The organism is Pannonibacter carbonis, from assembly GCF_003012935.1.
Taxonomy (GTDB): domain Bacteria; phylum Pseudomonadota; class Alphaproteobacteria; order Rhizobiales; family Stappiaceae; genus Pannonibacter; species Pannonibacter carbonis.
The window spans coordinates 465,070-481,158 of sequence record NZ_PUDR01000001.1; the positions used below are offsets into that span (position 1 = coordinate 465,070).

At 64.1% G+C, this 16,089-nt stretch carries 17 protein-coding genes; 10 read left to right on the forward strand and 7 right to left on the reverse strand.

Going from position 1 to position 16,089, the window contains the following annotated elements:
* Window positions 1-11: 11 nt before the first annotated feature.
* Window positions 12-200 (reverse strand): type II toxin-antitoxin system HicA family toxin, encoded by a 189-nt coding sequence (locus C8348_RS02090; protein ID WP_106751598.1) that lies wholly within the window; start codon window positions 198-200, stop codon window positions 12-14.
* A gap of 137 nt (window positions 201-337) precedes the next feature.
* Here C8348_RS02090 and C8348_RS02095 point away from each other — a divergent pair, with 137 nt between their 5' ends.
* Complete coding sequence (locus C8348_RS02095; RefSeq protein WP_106751599.1) at window positions 338-1,009, forward strand: HAD family hydrolase; 672 nt, start codon at window positions 338-340, stop codon at window positions 1,007-1,009.
* A 20-nt stretch (window positions 1,010-1,029) separates the two neighbouring features.
* The gene (locus C8348_RS02100) at window positions 1,030-2,379 is read left to right on the forward strand and encodes an aspartate aminotransferase family protein (RefSeq protein WP_106751600.1); all 1,350 of its coding nucleotides are present in this window, start codon (window positions 1,030-1,032) and stop codon (window positions 2,377-2,379) included.
* Between the two features lie 39 nt (window positions 2,380-2,418).
* On the opposite strand, the gene C8348_RS02105 is transcribed toward C8348_RS02100, so the two are convergent.
* Window positions 2,419-3,273 carry a MurR/RpiR family transcriptional regulator gene (locus tag C8348_RS02105; RefSeq protein ID WP_106751601.1) on the reverse strand — a complete coding sequence of 285 codons (855 nt, stop codon included), beginning with the start codon at window positions 3,271-3,273 and terminating at the stop codon, window positions 2,419-2,421.
* Between the two features lie 81 nt (window positions 3,274-3,354).
* Entirely contained in the window at window positions 3,355-4,416 is a 1,062-nt protein-coding gene (locus C8348_RS02110; RefSeq protein WP_106751602.1) for a polyamine ABC transporter substrate-binding protein, read from the reverse strand.
* 191 nt (window positions 4,417-4,607) lie between these two features.
* Between C8348_RS02110 and C8348_RS02115 the strand changes: the two genes are divergently transcribed.
* Genes C8348_RS02115 through C8348_RS02130 form a run of 4 tightly spaced genes read left to right on the forward strand, consistent with a single transcriptional unit; the run spans window position 4,608 to window position 8,620 of the window.
* Window positions 4,608-5,717, forward strand: coding sequence for an ABC transporter ATP-binding protein (locus C8348_RS02115; RefSeq protein WP_106751603.1), 1,110 nt, complete (start codon window positions 4,608-4,610; stop codon window positions 5,715-5,717).
* Window positions 5,714-6,613: an ABC transporter permease gene (locus tag C8348_RS02120; protein WP_106751604.1), complete on the forward strand. Its 900-nt coding sequence runs from the start codon at window positions 5,714-5,716 to the stop codon at window positions 6,611-6,613. Before C8348_RS02115 ends, C8348_RS02120 begins: the two co-directional genes overlap by 4 nt.
* Window positions 6,614-6,625: 12 nt before the next feature.
* Complete coding sequence (locus C8348_RS02125) at window positions 6,626-7,450, forward strand: ABC transporter permease (protein WP_106751605.1); 825 nt, start codon at window positions 6,626-6,628, stop codon at window positions 7,448-7,450.
* Window positions 7,451-7,480: 30 nt separating this feature from the next.
* Complete coding sequence (locus tag C8348_RS02130; protein WP_106751606.1) at window positions 7,481-8,620, forward strand: DmpA family aminopeptidase; 1,140 nt, start codon at window positions 7,481-7,483, stop codon at window positions 8,618-8,620.
* Between the two features lie 19 nt (window positions 8,621-8,639).
* On the opposite strand, the gene modC is transcribed toward C8348_RS02130, so the two are convergent.
* From modC to C8348_RS02150, 4 genes are all read right to left on the reverse strand, one after another.
* Entirely contained in the window at window positions 8,640-9,725 is a 1,086-nt protein-coding gene (modC, locus tag C8348_RS02135) for a molybdenum ABC transporter ATP-binding protein (protein WP_106751607.1), read from the reverse strand.
* Complete coding sequence (gene modB, locus C8348_RS02140) at window positions 9,722-10,423, reverse strand: molybdate ABC transporter permease subunit (RefSeq protein WP_106751608.1); 702 nt, start codon at window positions 10,421-10,423, stop codon at window positions 9,722-9,724. The genes modC and modB overlap by 4 nt, the downstream gene beginning before the upstream one ends.
* A gap of 15 nt (window positions 10,424-10,438) precedes the next feature.
* Entirely contained in the window at window positions 10,439-11,251 is an 813-nt protein-coding gene (gene modA, locus C8348_RS02145; protein ID WP_106751609.1) for a molybdate ABC transporter substrate-binding protein, read from the reverse strand.
* Window positions 11,252-11,315: 64 nt separating this feature from the next.
* Window positions 11,316-11,717 carry a winged helix-turn-helix domain-containing protein gene (locus C8348_RS02150; RefSeq protein ID WP_106751610.1) on the reverse strand — a complete coding sequence of 134 codons (402 nt, stop codon included), beginning with the start codon at window positions 11,715-11,717 and terminating at the stop codon, window positions 11,316-11,318.
* Window positions 11,718-11,855: 138 nt separating this feature from the next.
* On the opposite strand from C8348_RS02150, the gene msrB reads away from it, so the two are divergent.
* The 4 genes from msrB to C8348_RS02170 all read left to right on the forward strand — a co-directional run bounded on the left by msrB (window position 11,856) and on the right by C8348_RS02170 (window position 15,874).
* Window positions 11,856-12,302: a peptide-methionine (R)-S-oxide reductase MsrB gene (gene msrB, locus C8348_RS02155; protein ID WP_106751611.1), complete on the forward strand. Its 447-nt coding sequence runs from the start codon at window positions 11,856-11,858 to the stop codon at window positions 12,300-12,302.
* A gap of 1 nt (window position 12,303) precedes the next feature.
* Window positions 12,304-12,810 (forward strand): peptide-methionine (S)-S-oxide reductase MsrA, encoded by a 507-nt coding sequence (gene msrA, locus C8348_RS02160; protein ID WP_106751612.1) that lies wholly within the window; start codon window positions 12,304-12,306, stop codon window positions 12,808-12,810.
* Window positions 12,811-12,966: 156 nt separating this feature from the next.
* Entirely contained in the window at window positions 12,967-14,463 is a 1,497-nt protein-coding gene (locus tag C8348_RS02165) for a protein adenylyltransferase SelO (RefSeq protein WP_106751613.1), read from the forward strand.
* 127 nt (window positions 14,464-14,590) lie between these two features.
* Window positions 14,591-15,874: an SH3 domain-containing protein gene (locus C8348_RS02170; RefSeq protein ID WP_198646882.1), complete on the forward strand. Its 1,284-nt coding sequence runs from the start codon at window positions 14,591-14,593 to the stop codon at window positions 15,872-15,874.
* Window positions 15,875-16,089: the final 215 nt, after the last annotated feature.

A 16,089-nucleotide genomic window follows, 5' to 3' on the forward strand; every position in this document is an offset into this window, starting at 1 on the left:
CTCGTCAGACATCAGTGCCAGCCCGCCTGGCGGTAGATCGAATAGACCGTTCCCGTCTTCAGATCCTTGACAGGGTGCGGGACCGTCACACGGCCCGGCCTGTCAGGGTGTTTGAACTGGTGATGGTCTCCCTTCACAGCCACAAGCACCCAGCCATCTGCCTCCAGCAAACGGATCAGCTTTCGGCTATCGCGCTCCATGTCCGCCCTCAAAAAGTGTGTATGAATATACACATTTCTGAGGGCCGTGGCGAGAGGGGATTCTCTCAAGCGCTTGATCGAAACCAACGGTCGGGTTGCGCCACAACGCACATCGGCACACAGCAGGAGCAACGCACATGACGGCCCAGGCTCTTGTCCTCGACTTCGGCGGCGTGGTGACGCGGACGCTGTTCGAGACCCATGACCTGACCGAGGCAGCGCTCGGACTTGCACCCGGCACGCTGACCTGGCGCGGGCCATTTGCGCCGGTTGAGGGACCGCAGACAGATGCGCTGTGGCAGGCGATGCAGCGCGACGAAATTTCCGAACGCGACTACTGGATGACGCGCACCCGCGAGACCGGGGCCTTGCTGGGCGAGACCTGGACGAAGATGGAAACCTTCGTCCAACGCGCCCGAGGGGCCGATCCCGAAGCCGTCATGCGGCCGGAAGCGCTGAAATCCATCGCCCTTGCCAAGGCGGCCGGCAAGCGGCTCGCCATCCTGTCGAACGAGCTGGATCTCTTCTACGGCGCGGATTTCCGGCAGAAGCTGCCCTTCCTCGCCGACTTCGAGGTGATCGTCGACGCGACCTACAGCGGCATCCTGAAGCCCGATCCTCGCGCCTATGCCGCTGTCACGGACACGCTGCAGTTACCGGCCGGCGACTGCGTCTTTGTCGATGACCAGCTTCGCAACATCCGCGGCGGCGAGGCGGCCGGCATGATCTGCGTGCACTTCGATGTCACACGCCCTGACCAGTCCTACGCCGAGGCGCTCCGCCATCTCGGTCTTCCCTCCCCCTTCTGATCCTCCAAGAGGAGTGCGCCATGCGCGACATGAACTTCCTGACGGAAAACAACGCCCGCTCAATCTGGCATCCCATGGCCCATCCGGCCGAGATGCAGGCCAATCCGCCCCGCGTCATCATGAAGGGTGAAGGCGTGACTGTAACCGACATCGACGGCCGGTCAGTGCTGGATGCGGTCGGCGGCCTGTGGAACGTCAACCTTGGCTATTCCAGCGATCCGGTGAAGGAAGCAATCGCCCGCCAGCTGGCAGAGCTGCCCTATTATTCCGGTTTCCGCGGCACCTCGACCGGCCCCTCGATCGAGCTGGCCTACGAGCTGGCGGAGTTCTTCGCGCCCGAAGGCATGGTGCGCAGCTTCTTCACCTCCGGCGGCTCGGATTCGGTTGAATCTGCGCTGCGTCTTGCCCGGCAGTACTGGAAGATCAAGGGTGAGGCCGACCGGACCAAATTTCTGGCGCTGAAGAAGGGCTATCACGGCACCCATTTCGGCGGTGCCTCGGTCAACGGCAACGCCAATTTCCGCCGCAACTACGAGCCGCTACTGCCGGGCTGCTTCCACATCCCCGCCCCCTGGACCTATCGCAATCCCTTTGACGAGACCGATCCGGCGAAACTCGCCAAACTCTGCATTCGGGCGCTGGAGGACGAGATCGCCTTCCAGGGCGGCGACACAATTGCCGCCTTCATCATGGAGCCGGTGCTGGGCGCGGGCGGCGTCATCGTCCCGCACGAGACATTCATGCCGATGCTGCGCGAGGTGCTCGACCGGCACGGCATCCTGCTGATCGCCGACGAGGTGGTCACCGGCTTCGGCCGCACGGGGGCCTGGTCGGGCTCGCGCCTGTGGGGCGTGAAGCCGGACATGATGACCATCGCCAAGGCCATCACCTCCGGCTACTTCCCGCTGGGTGCCACCCTGATCAGCCAGAAGGTCGCAGACGTCTTCGAGGCGGACCGCACCTCCTTCGGCGCCATCGGCCACGGTTACACCTATTCGGGTCATCCGGTCGGCTGCGCGGCAGGGCTTGCCGCCCTTGCCGAAACAAAGCGCCTGAACCTCGCCGGCAACGCCGCCGCCCGGGGCGAGGAACTGGCCGCCGTGCTGGCGAACCTCGAGGCCCGCTTCGATGTGGTGGGCGACGTGCGCAGCAAGGGGCTGATGGCAGCGCTCGAACTGGTCAGCGACCGCGCCAGCAAGAAGCCTCTCGACAAGAAGGTGATGGCCGCCGTTGCCGACGGAGCCTACGAGGCGGGGATCATGATCCGGGTGTCGGGCAACAACATCATCCTGTCGCCCCCGCTGGTGATCACCTCTGCCGATGTCGCAAAAATCGCCGACGGTCTGGCGGCCGGCCTTTCCAAGGCCTGAGAGGCATATTGGCGCAACAGGAGCCCGGGTCTCCCGGGCTCAATCCTCGAAGTCGCCGAATGTGTCCTGCAGCGCCGTCAGCCGGTCGACCCGGGCGTTGACGCTGTCGCCGAGGGCGACGATCAGGTTGGCGATGAGAAGATCGAACACGGCGACCATCATCACGGCACCGTCCCAGAGCGGACCGCGCGCACCGGGCATGATGATCGGAATATCGGCGCAGTCATCGGCAAAGGTGCAGGCGTCGTCGGAAATCAGCAGGACAGTCACGCCCGCCTCCCGCGCCGCGCGGGCCAGGGGCTGGGCCTTTGCGGCAAAGCGGCGGACGTCGGCAAGGATCAGCAGCCGGTTCGGCACGCTGCCGTCCAGCAGTTCGGCATAGGTGCCGTTGAGCCCGTCGACAAACTGAACGCGTGGCCGGGCATAGGACAGCTGCGCCGCGAAATACTGGGCAACGCCGCGCACATTCTGATAGGCCGCGACGTAGATCTCCTCGGCCGCGACAATGGCGTCAACCGCCTGCTGCCATTGCGGCGCGGTGGTGATCTCGTACATGCGGGTGAGATCATCAACCTGCTGCTGGATCAGCTGCGCCAGAAGCCGTCCGTCCTGCGCATCCTCCTTCAGCCGGTCAAAGCCGCCGCGCACGTCCCAGGCGGTGCGGGCGGAGCCTTCGCGCAGATCCTGCTTCAGCTCCTCAAGTCCACTGTAGCCGAGGCGGCGCAGGAACCGGCCGACGGTCATCTGGCTGACACCGACACGTTCGGCAATCGACTTGGCGGTTTCGAACGGAACCTCAGCAAGGTTCCGCTCCAGATAGTTGGCAATGAGAATGTCCGACTTGGTCTGACGCGCGTCGGGCGATCTCAGCCTTGTCAGAACGACCGGTGTCATGGGCTACTCTCGATCTTGCCTGAAAAGTCAGCCACGGCAGACGCGCCGCCGTGACTGACATGTTGCATACTCGGCTAAAGACTATTGCGCCGTCTTCACCTGCGTCCACACCCGATCGACCTTGCGCAGGTCAGCCCCCAGATCCTCGAAGATCTGCAGCTTGGCCATCACCTCGGCCGGCGGGTTGATTTCCTTGGAGTTCTTGATGTTGTCCGGCGTCAGCGAGCGCGCCGGCGCATTGGCGGTGCCGTTGGTCTGCTGGGCGATGTTAAGCGCCACGATTTCCGGCTTGGTGTAGAACTCGAGGAACCGGCGCGCGTTGTCCTTGTTCGGCGCGCTCTTCAGGACGCAGATGTTCTCCTGGTACATGGTCGCGCCTTCCTCCGGGATCACGTAGCCGAGTTTCTCTGGTGCGCCAAAGACATCGACCATCGCGCCCACGAAGAAATGCCCGGCGGCGACGTCGCCCGCCTGCACCATCGGGCGGGCGTCATAGGTGAAGGCCGCCACGTGCGGCTTCATCGCGATCATCGTATCAGCCGCCAACTTCAGGTCGGCCGCGTCGGTGGAGTTGACCGACTTGCCGTTCAGAATGAGACCAACGCCCAGCACTTCGCGCATGTCATCAAGCAACGTGAACTTGAGGTTCTTGGCGCTGACGGTTGCGAGGAGATCCTTCCAGCCGGTGACGTCCTTGCCCAGAACCTCGCGGTTGTAGACGATGCCGACGCTTCCCCAGGCATAGGGCATGCAATATTCGCCCTTGGGGTCTGACTTGGCGCGCAGGAACGTCGGCTCGATGTTCTTGAAGCCTTCATAGGTGTTGATGTCGGTCTTCTCGAGCAGATCGAGCTTGGCCATGATGTCCTGCATGTGCACCGACGGGAACACGATGTCGTAGGTGGTGCCACCTGCCTGGACCTTGGCCAGCATTTCCTCGTTGGAGCCGTAGGTGTCGAGATTGACCTTGATGCCCGTCTCCGCCTCGAAGGCCTTCAGCACTTCCGGATTGATGTATTCGCCCCAGTTGTAGAGGTTCAGCGTGCCCTGCGCGGCGGCGGAAAACGTGCCTGCAAAGGCAAAGGCAAGGCCGAGTGCGGTGCTGGCAAGCGCGCGGCTGGGCAGGCGGCGATTGGTGGTCATGTTGCAAAACTCCCCTGTTGAATTCAGCGGTCGCGGCTGCCGCCCCTGTTCCCCAATGGGCCAGCGGTCCGGTTCGCCGAACTCGCTGCATTGACATCCGCATCCAAACGATATCATGATAACTAAAATATGGAACAGGTACTTCAATAACAAAACCTGTTCAGGGGAACATCAGTGGCGGAGTCCGGACCATGGACCACAGCAGCGTCAGACTTGACGGGGCACGAAAGAGTTTTGCCTCACCGGAAGGAACTCTGGTAACGGCCCTGGCCGGTATCGATCTCAGCGTCAAACCCAGCGAATTCCTGACCCTTCTCGGCCCTTCCGGCTGCGGCAAGACCACCTTGCTGCATGCGATCTCCGGCTTCGTCGAGCTGGACGCCGGGCGCATCTTCATCGATGGCGAGGACATGACGCACAGGCCGCCCAACAAGCGGCCGGTGAACACCGTGTTCCAGAGCTATGCGCTGTTCCCGCATATGAGTGTGGGCGACAACGTCGGCTACGCCCTCGATATCGCCCGTGTTGCCCGGCCCGAGCGCAACGCCCGCGTCGGGGCCGCGCTGGAGATGGTCGGCCTTGGCGGGCTGGAAAAGCGCCTGCCGCGCCAGTTGTCCGGCGGCCAGCAGCAGCGCGTCGCCCTCGCAAGGGCCATTGTCGCCCGGCCGAAGCTGCTGCTGCTTGATGAGCCCCTGTCGGCACTGGACCGCAAGCTGCGGCAAGCCATGCAGATCGAGCTGAAGACACTGCAGCATGAACTGGGCATCGCCTTCGTCTTCGTCACCCATGACCAGGAAGAGGCGCTGACCATGTCGGACCGGATCGCCGTCCTGAACGGCGGTGAGATCCAGCAGCTGGCAAGCCCCGGCGAGGTGTACAATCGCCCGGCCAACGGCTTCGTCGCGTCCTTCATCGGCGCCAGCAATCTCTTCACCGGCAGCGGATCGGGCAGCGGGGCCGAGACCATCGTCCGCACCAGCGCCGGCCTGACGGTCCATGCCCGCATGGCCCTGCCCTCGAGCGGGCCGGTGACGGCGCTGATCCGTCCGGAGCAGTTTGCACTGGCGCCGGATACCGGCACCCACGGCCTGTCGGAGCTGCCGGTGAGCATCGACCAGGTGGTGTTCATGGGCATGGTGTTCGAAATCCACGGCCGCACGGACGATGGCCAGAAGGTGGTCGCCACGCTGCCCGCATCGCAGCAGTCACGGATCGCGGAAGCCGAAGGCCGGCGCCGCGCGGTGCTGACCTACGACCCGGCATCAGTGCATCTGTTCCCGGCCGTCAGCGAGGCGGCATGAGCACGCTGAAGGCCCGCAAACGGCAGCAGCTTGCGCTGTTGCTAGGGCCAGTCACGCTGTTTCTCGGGATCTTCCTGCTGCTCCCGCTGGCGATCATGGTCGTCTACAGCTTCCTCATGCCGGGCCTCTACGGCGGGGTGGAGTGGACCTATTACCCGCACAACTACGGTCGCATTCTTGGCTTTGCCGATCCGGAGTTCGAGGTCTTCGATCCGGTTTATCTGTCGATCTTCGCTCGCTCGGTGTCGATCGCGCTGATCACGGTCGCGGTGACCTTGCTCATCTGCTATCCGGCCGCCTTCCAGATCGCAGCCCTGCCCGAACGCTGGAAGAACTTCGCCCTGTTCCTGATCACGCTGCCCTTCTTCGCCAGCCTGATCGTGCGGCTGTTCATCTGGGTGCTGATCCTGCGTCCGACCGGCTTCATCAACGAAACGCTCGGCGCGCTGGGGCTGATCGACCGGCCACTGGACCTTCTCTACACCGAAGGCGCGGTGATCCTGGGGATGGTCTACATCTACATCCCCTTCATGTTCTTGCCGCTCTATGCGAGCGTCGAGAAGCTCGACTGGACGCTGATCCGCGCCTCGCAGGATCTGGGCGCGGGCGCGTTCGACACGTTCCGCCGCATCATCCTGCCGCTGACCCTGCCGGGCATTGCCGGCGGCTGCATCATCGTCTTCATCCCGGCGCTTGGGAACTTCATCGTGCCGGCCGTTCTGGGCGGGGCAAAGTCGATGATGCTCGGCAATCTCATCGAGCAGCAATTCCTGGCTGCTCGCAACTGGCCCTTCGGCTCGGCGCTCGCCATGCTGGTGATGGCCGTGGTGCTGGTGCTGCTGTTCATCGCCATTCGCCAGGAACGGGCCGATCAGCCCGGTTCCGGCCACGCCTGAGGGAGAGGACCCATGTTCAGACACCTCGGGACAAAAGCGCTGCTGGCTTTCACCGTCCTCTTCTTCGCCTTCATCTATGTGCCGATCGCGCTGATCGTCATCTATTCGTTCAACTCGGATCCGGTGAACATGATGCGCTGGTCCGGCTTCACGCTGGACTGGTACCGGCAGATTCTGGGGCTTCGCAACGCTGCCTCGGAGGCCGCGCTCTACATCGAGACGACGGAACAGCTGCTGGCGGCCGTGAAGAACAGTTTCATCGTCGCCTTTTCGACCACGGCGCTTTCGACCGTGCTGGGCACCAGTGCCGCGATCGCGCTCTACCGCCACCCCTTCGCGGCCCAGCGCTTCTACCGGGTGCTGCTGTTCGTGCCGATGCTGATGCCAGACATTGTTCTCGGCATTGCCTTGCTGATCTTTTTCGTCGGCATCGGCGGACAGCTCGGGCTTGGCACGATCATCACCGGCCAGACAACGTTCCTCACGTCCTATGTCTTCATCGTCGTCTCGGCCCGCCTTGCCGGCATGGACCGGAGCCTCGAACAGGCATCGGCGGATCTTGGCGCCAGCGAGTGGACGACGTTCCGCCGCATCCTGATCCCGCAGCTGATGCCGGGGATCATGGGCGGCGCGCTGCTCGCCTTCATCATCTCGATGGATGATCTGGTGATCACCTATTTCATCTCCGGCACCAACACGCAGACCCTGCCGATCTACATCTTCGGCATGTTGCGGCGGGGCATAAAACCGGAGGTCAATGCGCTGGCCGTGATGATGCTGGTGTTCTCCTTCGCCATTGCCTTCGCCGGGCTCTACCTGCGCAATCGCAAGCGCTGAACCACAAAGACGTTCCAAGGGAAACGCCCCATGACCCATACCGCGTCTTCCGCGCCCCGCAGCCCCCGCGCGCGCGATCTTGGCCTCGACCTGCCCGGGACGCCTGGCCCCTTCAACGCCATCACCGACGTGCCGGGCGTCGAGGTCGGCTTCCGCACCGTGATCGAGGACGCCCCGCGTCCTGGACGCCGCCGGCCGGTGCGCAGCGGTGTGACCGCAATCCTTCCACGCCCGCGTGAGGCCGAACCGTCACCCGTCTATGCCGGCATTCACCGCTTCAACGGCAATGGCGAGATGACCGGCAGCCACTGGATCGAGGACGGCGGTTTCTTTGTTGGTCCGGTGCTGATCACCAACACACATGCGGTCGGCGCGTGCCATCAGGCGGCGATCCGCTGGATACTGGACAGCCATCCCGAAACCTACAACGCTGGCGACCACCTCTGGCTGATGCCTGTCGTCGCCGAGACCTATGATGGTGTGCTCAACGACATCAATGGCCTGCCGCTGACAGAAGCCGATGCCCGCGCAGCGCTGGACGCGGCCCGACCCGGACCGGTGGCCGAAGGAAATGTCGGCGGCGGCACGGGCATGATCGCCTATCGCTTCAAGGCCGGAACCGGCACCGCCTCGCGCAAGGTGACCTTTGACGGCACCGAGTTCACCGTGGGTGTGCTGGTGCAGGCGAACCATGGCATCCGCGAGTGGTTCTCACCGCTCGGCGTGCCCGTCGGACGTCACATGCCGATGGCAGACAGCGACGGCCCGGAAGACCACGAGCGCGGCTCGATCATCATCATCATCGCCACGGACCTGCCGCTTGCCCCGCATCAGCTGAAGCGTCTGGCCCGGCGCGGGGCGCTCGGCATTGCGCGCGGCGGCACCGCCGGCGGCAATTCGTCGGGCGACATCTTCCTTGCCTTCTCCACGGCCAATGCCCGGCCGCTGCCGCACAAGGCCCCGGCCCGCTACGCGCTGGAGATGGTGAACGACGACCTGCTCGATCCCGTCTATCAGGCGGCGGTGGAGGGCGTGGAGGAGGCTGTGCTCAACTCCATGATCGCAGCGCGCGACCTGGGCGGCACCGAGCACGACATCGCGCTGGTGCAGGCGATCGACCACGATGCCCTGGTGGAGGTCATGCGCCGCTATGGCCGGGTGAAGGACTGACGTCCGCACAACAGAGGTTCTAGTCCGGAGCATCACCGGACGAGGCCAGCGCGACGGACTTCAGCACCACGTGGCAGGGCTCACCGGGTGCAAGGCCCAGCGCAAGGGCGGAGCGCTCGGTCAGGGACGCAAGCAGCCGGTCTGAACCAAGCTGCAGCTGCACCAGAACCCGGCCCGGCCCGGCAGGCTCAAGCGCCAGGACTTCGGCTGGCAGGATGTTGAGCGCGGACAGGCCGACGGGTGCCTGCAGCGACAGGATCACGTCTTCGGCCGAGATGCGCAGGCGCACGGCAGATCCGGGAGCAGCCGTGAGGCGCGGCAGCAGCAGGGTGCCTGCCGCGATGCGGACTTCGGTCAGGCCGTCGACTGTATGGCAAAGCACGATACCTTCCAGCAACGCGCCAGACCCGGCCGCACCCAGCGTTCCGGCCGCCAGCGGATCTGACAGGACGGCGGAAGCCGGCCCTGCGCGGACCACCCGGCCCGCCTCCAGCACCACCACATGCGCCGCAAGACGCGCGACCTCGGCCAGCGAGTGGCTGACATAGAGGATCGGAACCTCGCTTTCGCGGGCAAGGTGTTCGAGATAAGGCAGGATCTCCGCCTTGCGCGCCTCGTCCAGCGCGGCAAGCGGCTCGTCCATCAGGAGGAGACGCGGGCGCGCAAGCAGGGCCCGGCCAATCGCCACACGCTGCTTCTCGCCGCCGGAAAGGCTCGCCGGCGCACGGTCAAGAAGGGCCGCAATCCCGAGAAGGTCGACCACCCGCGACAGCTCTGTCGCCGTGCCGCCGCCAGTAAACCAATGGCCGTACAGAAGGTTCTGGCGCACGGAGAGATGGGGAAACAGGCGGCCCTCCTGGAACACGTAGCCCATGCGCCGCCGATGCACTGGAACTTCGATCCGCCTGGCAGTATCCAGCAACTGAGCATCTGCGAGTGTGATCTTGCCCTCATCCGGCCGCAGCAAGCCGGCGACGGCCTGCACGATGCTGGTCTTGCCGCAGCCTGAGCGGCCGAACAGGGCGGTCACACCGCCCGGGCTGCGGAAGGCGACATCGAGGTCAAATCCGGCAAAGCGGTGCCTGAGGCGGACATCGAGCGTCATCGTCCGGAAATCCTCCGCGCCACACGCTGGGCAACCACTTCCGACAGGAGCAGCGCGGAAATCGACAGAACGAGGGAAACGAGGACAAGACGGAAAGCCGCTGCGTCTCCGCCCGGGACTTGCAGGAGCGTATAGACAGCCAGCGACATGGTTTGCGTTTCGCCGGGAATGCTGGAAACAAAAGTGATGGTCGCGCCGAATTCCCCCATCGCCTTGGCAAAGGCCAGTATCGCGCCGACAATAATACCTGGCAGGATCAAGGGCAGAGTAACGGTCACAAACACCCAGACCCGCGACGCCCCAAGTGTGGCGGCTGCCTGTTCCAGCTTTGGATCCACGGCCTCAATGGACAGCCGGATTGCCCGGACCATCAGTGGAAAGGCCATCACCCCGGCAGCCAGTGCGGCTCCTGTCCAGCGAAAGGCGAAGACGACGCCGAAAGTGTCATAGAGAAATGAGCCCAGCGGCGCACGGCGGCCAAATGTAAGCAGAAGAAGATAGCCGGTCACAACGGGCGGCAGGATCAACGGCAGGTGCACAAGGCCATTGAGCAGTTGGCGTCCGGGAAACCGGCCCCGCGCCAATGCCAGCGCAACGCCGATACCCAGCGGCAGACTGACCAGCGTGGCCCAGAACGCCACCCTGAGCGACAGGACCACTGCCTGCCATTCCTCTGCACTCAGCCACTCCAGTTGCATGAGCCGGTTCGTCCCTCAGTTGGCCAGAACCTTAAAACCCTGCCGCTCAAATGCGGCACGAGCTGATGCGCCGAGAAGAAAGGCGAGAAATGCCTCAGCTTCGGGCTTTGCATCAGCCGTCAAAGCGACCGGAAAAACGATGGGGGCATGGCTGCCGGCAGGGAAAGTACCGACAACGCTGACATTGCTTTCAGCCTTGGCGTCACTTGCATAGACTATTCCGAATGGCGCGTCGCCGGAGGCCACAAGGGACAAGGCGATGCGGACATTGTTGGACTGGACCACCCTTGCTTCGACAGAAGGCCAAAGCCCGAGCGACGTTAGTGCACTCTTGCCATAGATACCCGCTGGAACGCTGTCCACCAGCGCCATGGCCAGCTTTTCGTCGCCAAGCATGGAAACTAGATCGAGGCCGGCGTTAATCTCTGTTTTCGCAGCATCCGCACCATGCGCGACCAGAACCAGCGAATTGCCAAGCAGGTCTATCCGGCTTGCCTCCCGGATCAGTCCGCCCTCCTGTAACCGGGTCATCCAGTCTGCGGCAGCGGGAAAGAAAACATCGGCCGGGGCACCCTGCTCTATCTGCCTCGCGAGTGCAGAACTGCCGCCATAGGACACGGTCACCCTGCCGCCACCTGCGACCTGATAGGCAGCATTGATTTCGTCGAGTACGGTTTTCAGCGATGCGGCGGCAAAGACCGTGACCTCAGCCGCTTTGGCTGCCGAGACGAGCAGTCCGCAGCCCCCGACGGCAAGGATCACGGCGCCAAGGACGGTGCCAAGCCCCTTGGCAATGAATTGCAACCAGACCTCAGGAAGCCGGGGCATTATTTTCTCCGCATGCGTCAGACCGGAAAAGAACCATTGCAAGACCGGACCTCTGGAGCAAGCGTTATTTCTCGTCAGACATATCCCGCAGCAGCGAGCGGATCGTGTCGATTTCGGAGGATCCGGCCTCCGCGATCCGGTCTTCCAGCTTGCGGTACTCCGCAAGGACGCGCTCGCCCGTGGCGGTCAGCTGGGCGCCACCGCCTTTTGCTCCGCCCCGGGAGCTGTCGACCAGCGGCTCCCGGAAAGCGGCGTTGAGATGCTCGACCAGCATCCAGGCCCGCTTGTAGCTCATGTTCATGCGCCGGCCCGCAGCTGCAATCGACCCTTCCTCGCGAATGAACTCAAGCAGCTCGACCTTGCCCGGCCCAAGCATGGCGTCGTCGCCAAAGACAAGCCGCAGGCGCAGCTTCGGCCAGGGGGCAGACGCGGGCTCGTTTGCGGGCATGGACGAAGGACTTGTCATGACGATCTGCTCTCACTGCCTTTGACTTGGCGACGATTGATCCGCTCACCGGACTTTCACGCTGAGGTGTAGATCCGGCAACTGGGCAAACCGTCTGGAATGCACCATATCTGGCTCATTGATGACGGAGGTTTAAACATGGCGCAGTACAAGAAGTCCGAAGAAGCCATTGCCCGGCTGTCACCGGAACAGTATCGCGTAACCCAGCAAAGTGGAACTGAGCGTCCCGGTACCGGCGAATATCTTTACAACAAGCAGCCAGGGATCTACGTCGATATCGTCTCGGGCGAGCCACTTTTTGCCTCTTCAGACAAATACGAATCCGGATGCGGCTGGCCGAGCTTCACCAAGCCGATCGAGCCGGCGCATGTGAACGAACTCACCGATACCACGCATGGCATGATCCGCACGGAAGTGCGCTCCGCCCACGGCGACAGTCATCTCGGCCACGTGTTCCCGGACGGCCCGCGCGACCGCGGCGGCCTGCGCTACTGCATCAATTCGGCAGCCCTGCGCTTCATTCCCCGCGATGACATGGAGCGCGAGGGCTATGGTGCCTATCTCGACCAGGTAGAGGACATCTGACATGAGCGAAACTGCAATTCTCGCCGGCGGCTGCTTCTGGGGCATGCAGGACCTGATCCGCAAGCTGCCCGGCGTGCTGGCGACCCGCGTCGGCTACACAGGTGGAGACGTGCCCAATGCGACCTACCGCAACCACGGCACCCATGCCGAGGGCATCGAGATCGTGTTCGACCCGGCGAAGATCAACTACCGCCGCCTGCTGGAATTCTTCTTCCAGATCCACGACCCGACCACGCGGAACCGCCAGGGCAACGACATCGGCCTGTCCTACCGCTCGGCAATCTACTACGTCGACGAGACGCAGAAGCAGGTCGCGCTGGACACCATCGCCGATGTCGATGCCTCCGGGATCTGGCCGGGCAAGGTGGTGACGGAAGTCGAACCGGCTGGCCCCTTCTGGCAGGCCGAGCCTGAGCACCAGGACTATCTGTTGCGCTACCCCAATGGCTACACCTGCCACTTTCCGCGTCCCAACTGGGTTTTGCCCCGGCGTGCGGCCGCAGAGTGACCCGACTGCTGGCAAGTTTCATCGACGGAATTAACGCCGCGTTCATCAGCGCAACCGATTGAGGCTGCGCTGATGGCGCCAGATGGACTTGCGGGCGTGACCAACTGGCGAAGAAGCCTTAGATTTGATGAGAATTTTAGGGATCGGACCGTCCGCATGACGCACGCCACATTCGCCTTCGACAACAGCTACGCCCGCGACCTCGATGGCTTCTATGTGCCGTGGCGCGGCGATGTTGCGCCGGCTCCCCGGCTGTTGAAGTTAAACAAGGAGCTGGCGTCCGAACTGGGGCTTGATCCGGAAAGCCTGCCGGACGACGAGGCGGCCGTCCTCTTCTCCGGCAGCCAGATGCCCGAGGGCGCAGCGCCGCTGGCGCAAGCCTATGCCGGTCACCAGTTTGGCGGCTTTTCCCCTCAGCTCGGAGACGGCCGCGCGTTGCTGATCGGCGAGGTGATCGACCGCAACGGGCAGCGCCGCGACATTCATCTGAAAGGCTCGGGCCGTACGCCGTTTTCCCGCGGCGGTGATGGCAAGGCGACCATCGGCCCCGTGCTCAGGGAATACATCATCGGTGAGGCCATGCATGCGCTTCGCATTCCGACGACGCGGGCACTGGCGGCGGTCGCCACTGGCGAACAGGTGCTGCGCGACACGATCCTGCCTGGGGCTGTCCTGGCCCGGGTGGCGTCCAGCCACATCCGCGTCGGCACGTTCCAGTTCTTTGCGGCCAGATCCGAAGTCAGCCGTCTGCGCCAACTGACCCTCTACACGATTGCCCGGCACGATCCCGACCTCATCGAGAACGGCGACATCACAGGCGCCGCGGTGCTGGGGTTCCTGTCCAGGGTGATCGACCGGCAGGCGAAGCTGGTGGCGCAGTGGATGCTGACCGGGTTCATTCACGGCGTCATGAACACGGACAACATGACCGTCTCCGGCGAGACCATCGACTACGGCCCTTGCGCCTTCATGGACGCCTACGATCCGCGAACCGTATTCAGTTCGATCGACACCCACGGCCGCTATGCCTTCGGCAACCAGCCAGCCATCGCACAGTGGAACCTTGCCCGGCTTGCCGAGGCCTTGCTGCCCCTGATCGACGACAATGAGTCTACGGCCATTGACCAGGCGAGCGAAGCAATCAACGGTTTTCCGGAGCGGTTTGAGGCGGCTTGGGCCGCCGGCATGCGCGCAAAGATGGGGCTTGAGAGTGCAGAAGAGGGCGACGCGACGCTGGCCGCAGACCTTTTGGCAAGTCTGCGGGCTTCGGAACAAGCTCCCGCTGTCGATTACACCCTGACGTTCCGCCGGTTGGCGGCCGTCGCCGGCGGACTGGCCGAGCACCCGGGTCCAGCGGGTGAGGACGGCGAGCGCTTCAGGGCATTCCTGCAAGCCTACACGGCGCGGCTTGACCGGGATTCCATGCCCGCAGAGCAGCGCATGCGGGCAATGCTTGCCGTCAATCCGCTGTACATCCCGCGCAATCACAAGGTTGAGGAAGCTTTGGCCGCGGCGGTCGCGGGCGATCTTGCGCCGTTCAACAGCCTGCTGGATGTGCTGTCCGATCCCTTCACGGAGCGCGCAGGTCTTGAGGCCTTCGCTGAACCGGCACCGGCAGACTTCGGCCAATACCGCACTTTCTGCGGCACCTGATCGACGAAGCTCTGTGACGCGTACAGCAGCGGCGTCCTGTCGACGATCTGTGATAAAACAGACATGCTGCCATCTGACCATTCGCGTATGGTCAGCGGACCGTCCCCTGCGCAACGGAGCGACTGACGTGACACGTCCGGCAATTCTACTACTTGGTCTCGCCTGTCTGCTGATGGCGCCCCTTACTACCGCGACTGCGCAAGAAGCACGGAGCGCGCGGGTCGAATTCGCGCGCGGCCAGTCCTCGGCCGAGATTGCCGGGCGCCTGCGTGGCCGGGAAAGCATCGACTACATTCTGAGCGCCCGTGGCGGGCAGCGGCTCAGTGTCGACCTTAGCGCGGACAACGCCTCGACCTATTTCAACATCCTGCCGCCACGTGGCGACACCGCGATCTTCATCGGCCCGTCAGAGGGCAACCGCTTTTCGGCTGTCCTGCGGCAGAGTGGCGACTATCGCATTCAGGTCTACCTGATGCGCAACGCAGCCCGGCGCGGCGAAACAAGCCGGTTCACCCTGTCGGTAGCCGTGCGCGGCGACGGTCCTGCCCGTCCGTCCCCGGAAATCGGAGGTCGCGGCAGTTGGGTGGTAACCGGCCTGCAGCCCGGCGACAGGTTGAACATGCGCGCCGGTCCGGGCCAGCGCTTTGGCGTGCTCGAAGCACTGCCGAACGGAACCCTGCTGCGCAACCTTGGCTGTGAGGCCGGTGGCCAGACAGAATGGTGCAAGGTTTCGCTCGGCAACGAGGAGGGCATCAGTGGTTGGGTGAACCGGCGGTTCATCGCCGAAGTCCGCACATCGCCCGCGCCGCCACCGCAGCCCGCGCCGCAGCCGGACTTTGCCGATGGCCTGGCCGGCGGTCCTGACTACTGGATGGTGACCGGCCTGGCCGGCGCCGACACCCTGAACATGCGCAGCGCACCCGGCACGGGCAATCCTGTCGTCAGCCAGCTTGCCAACGGCATGGTGGTGCGCAACCTGGGATGCCGGATGGCCGGTGGTAGCCGCTGGTGCCAGATCGCGACAGGCCTGAACGAACGGATGACCGGCTGGGTCAGCGGACGCTTTCTTGTCGAGGCCGGGTCCCCTGCCGGCCCCGGCGCGCCGGTGCCCGTGCAGCCACAACGCCCGCGGCCGCCGCAGGAGATCACCGGCCTGTTGCCCTGCGCAACCGCGCTCGGCCAGCCGACGGGAACCTGTCCGTTCCGGGCGCAGCGCGGCGAACCCGGCAACGCGGCAGTCTGGATCTCGCTGCCATCGGGGCGCGAACGCTTCATCGAGTTTCGCGGCGGCCGGGTGGTGGCGACAGATCCGGGTCTGAGTTTCGCGGCCGAACGGGTCGGCGACCTGACACTGATCCGGATTGGCGGCGAACGCTATGAGATCGCCGATGCCCTGCCGTTCGGTGGCTGACGGAGGGCAGTGCGTCTCTCTCGCAAAAGAATGGCCCGGCGTGCGGCCGGGCCAGGTTCGACGGGAGGGACCAGGCTTGTTGAGGGACAGGCAGTGTGGGGCCGCCTCCCTCCGCGCACTGGTTCGTGTGAGCCCTTCGCCGTTTGTGGTCCAGTGGAACGCTGAAACCACCTGCGTCAGGCGAGCTGGCCGATGCGGGAAACACCGCTCCGGCC

Excerpts from the sequence above, each read along its gene's own strand:
- C8348_RS02090 (WP_106751598.1), bottom strand. The coding sequence starts at position 200 with ATGGAGCGCGATAGCCGAAAGCTGATCCGTTTGCTGGAGGCAGATGGC.
- C8348_RS02095 (WP_106751599.1), top strand. The coding sequence starts at position 338 with ATGACGGCCCAGGCTCTTGTCCTCGACTTCGGCGGCGTGGTGACGCGG.
- C8348_RS02100 (WP_106751600.1), top strand. The coding sequence starts at position 1,030 with ATGCGCGACATGAACTTCCTGACGGAAAACAACGCCCGCTCAATCTGG.
- C8348_RS02105 (WP_106751601.1), bottom strand. The coding sequence starts at position 3,273 with ATGACACCGGTCGTTCTGACAAGGCTGAGATCGCCCGACGCGCGTCAG.
- C8348_RS02110 (WP_106751602.1), bottom strand. The coding sequence starts at position 4,416 with ATGACCACCAATCGCCGCCTGCCCAGCCGCGCGCTTGCCAGCACCGCA.
- C8348_RS02115 (WP_106751603.1), top strand. The coding sequence starts at position 4,608 with ATGGACCACAGCAGCGTCAGACTTGACGGGGCACGAAAGAGTTTTGCC.
- C8348_RS02120 (WP_106751604.1), top strand. The coding sequence starts at position 5,714 with ATGAGCACGCTGAAGGCCCGCAAACGGCAGCAGCTTGCGCTGTTGCTA.
- C8348_RS02125 (WP_106751605.1), top strand. The coding sequence starts at position 6,626 with ATGTTCAGACACCTCGGGACAAAAGCGCTGCTGGCTTTCACCGTCCTC.
- C8348_RS02130 (WP_106751606.1), top strand. The coding sequence starts at position 7,481 with ATGACCCATACCGCGTCTTCCGCGCCCCGCAGCCCCCGCGCGCGCGAT.
- modC (WP_106751607.1), bottom strand. The coding sequence starts at position 9,725 with ATGACGCTCGATGTCCGCCTCAGGCACCGCTTTGCCGGATTTGACCTC.
- modB (WP_106751608.1), bottom strand. The coding sequence starts at position 10,423 with ATGCAACTGGAGTGGCTGAGTGCAGAGGAATGGCAGGCAGTGGTCCTG.
- modA (WP_106751609.1), bottom strand. The coding sequence starts at position 11,251 with ATGCCCCGGCTTCCTGAGGTCTGGTTGCAATTCATTGCCAAGGGGCTT.
- C8348_RS02150 (WP_106751610.1), bottom strand. The coding sequence starts at position 11,717 with ATGACAAGTCCTTCGTCCATGCCCGCAAACGAGCCCGCGTCTGCCCCC.
- msrB (WP_106751611.1), top strand. The coding sequence starts at position 11,856 with ATGGCGCAGTACAAGAAGTCCGAAGAAGCCATTGCCCGGCTGTCACCG.
- msrA (WP_106751612.1), top strand. The coding sequence starts at position 12,304 with ATGAGCGAAACTGCAATTCTCGCCGGCGGCTGCTTCTGGGGCATGCAG.
- C8348_RS02165 (WP_106751613.1), top strand. The coding sequence starts at position 12,967 with ATGACGCACGCCACATTCGCCTTCGACAACAGCTACGCCCGCGACCTC.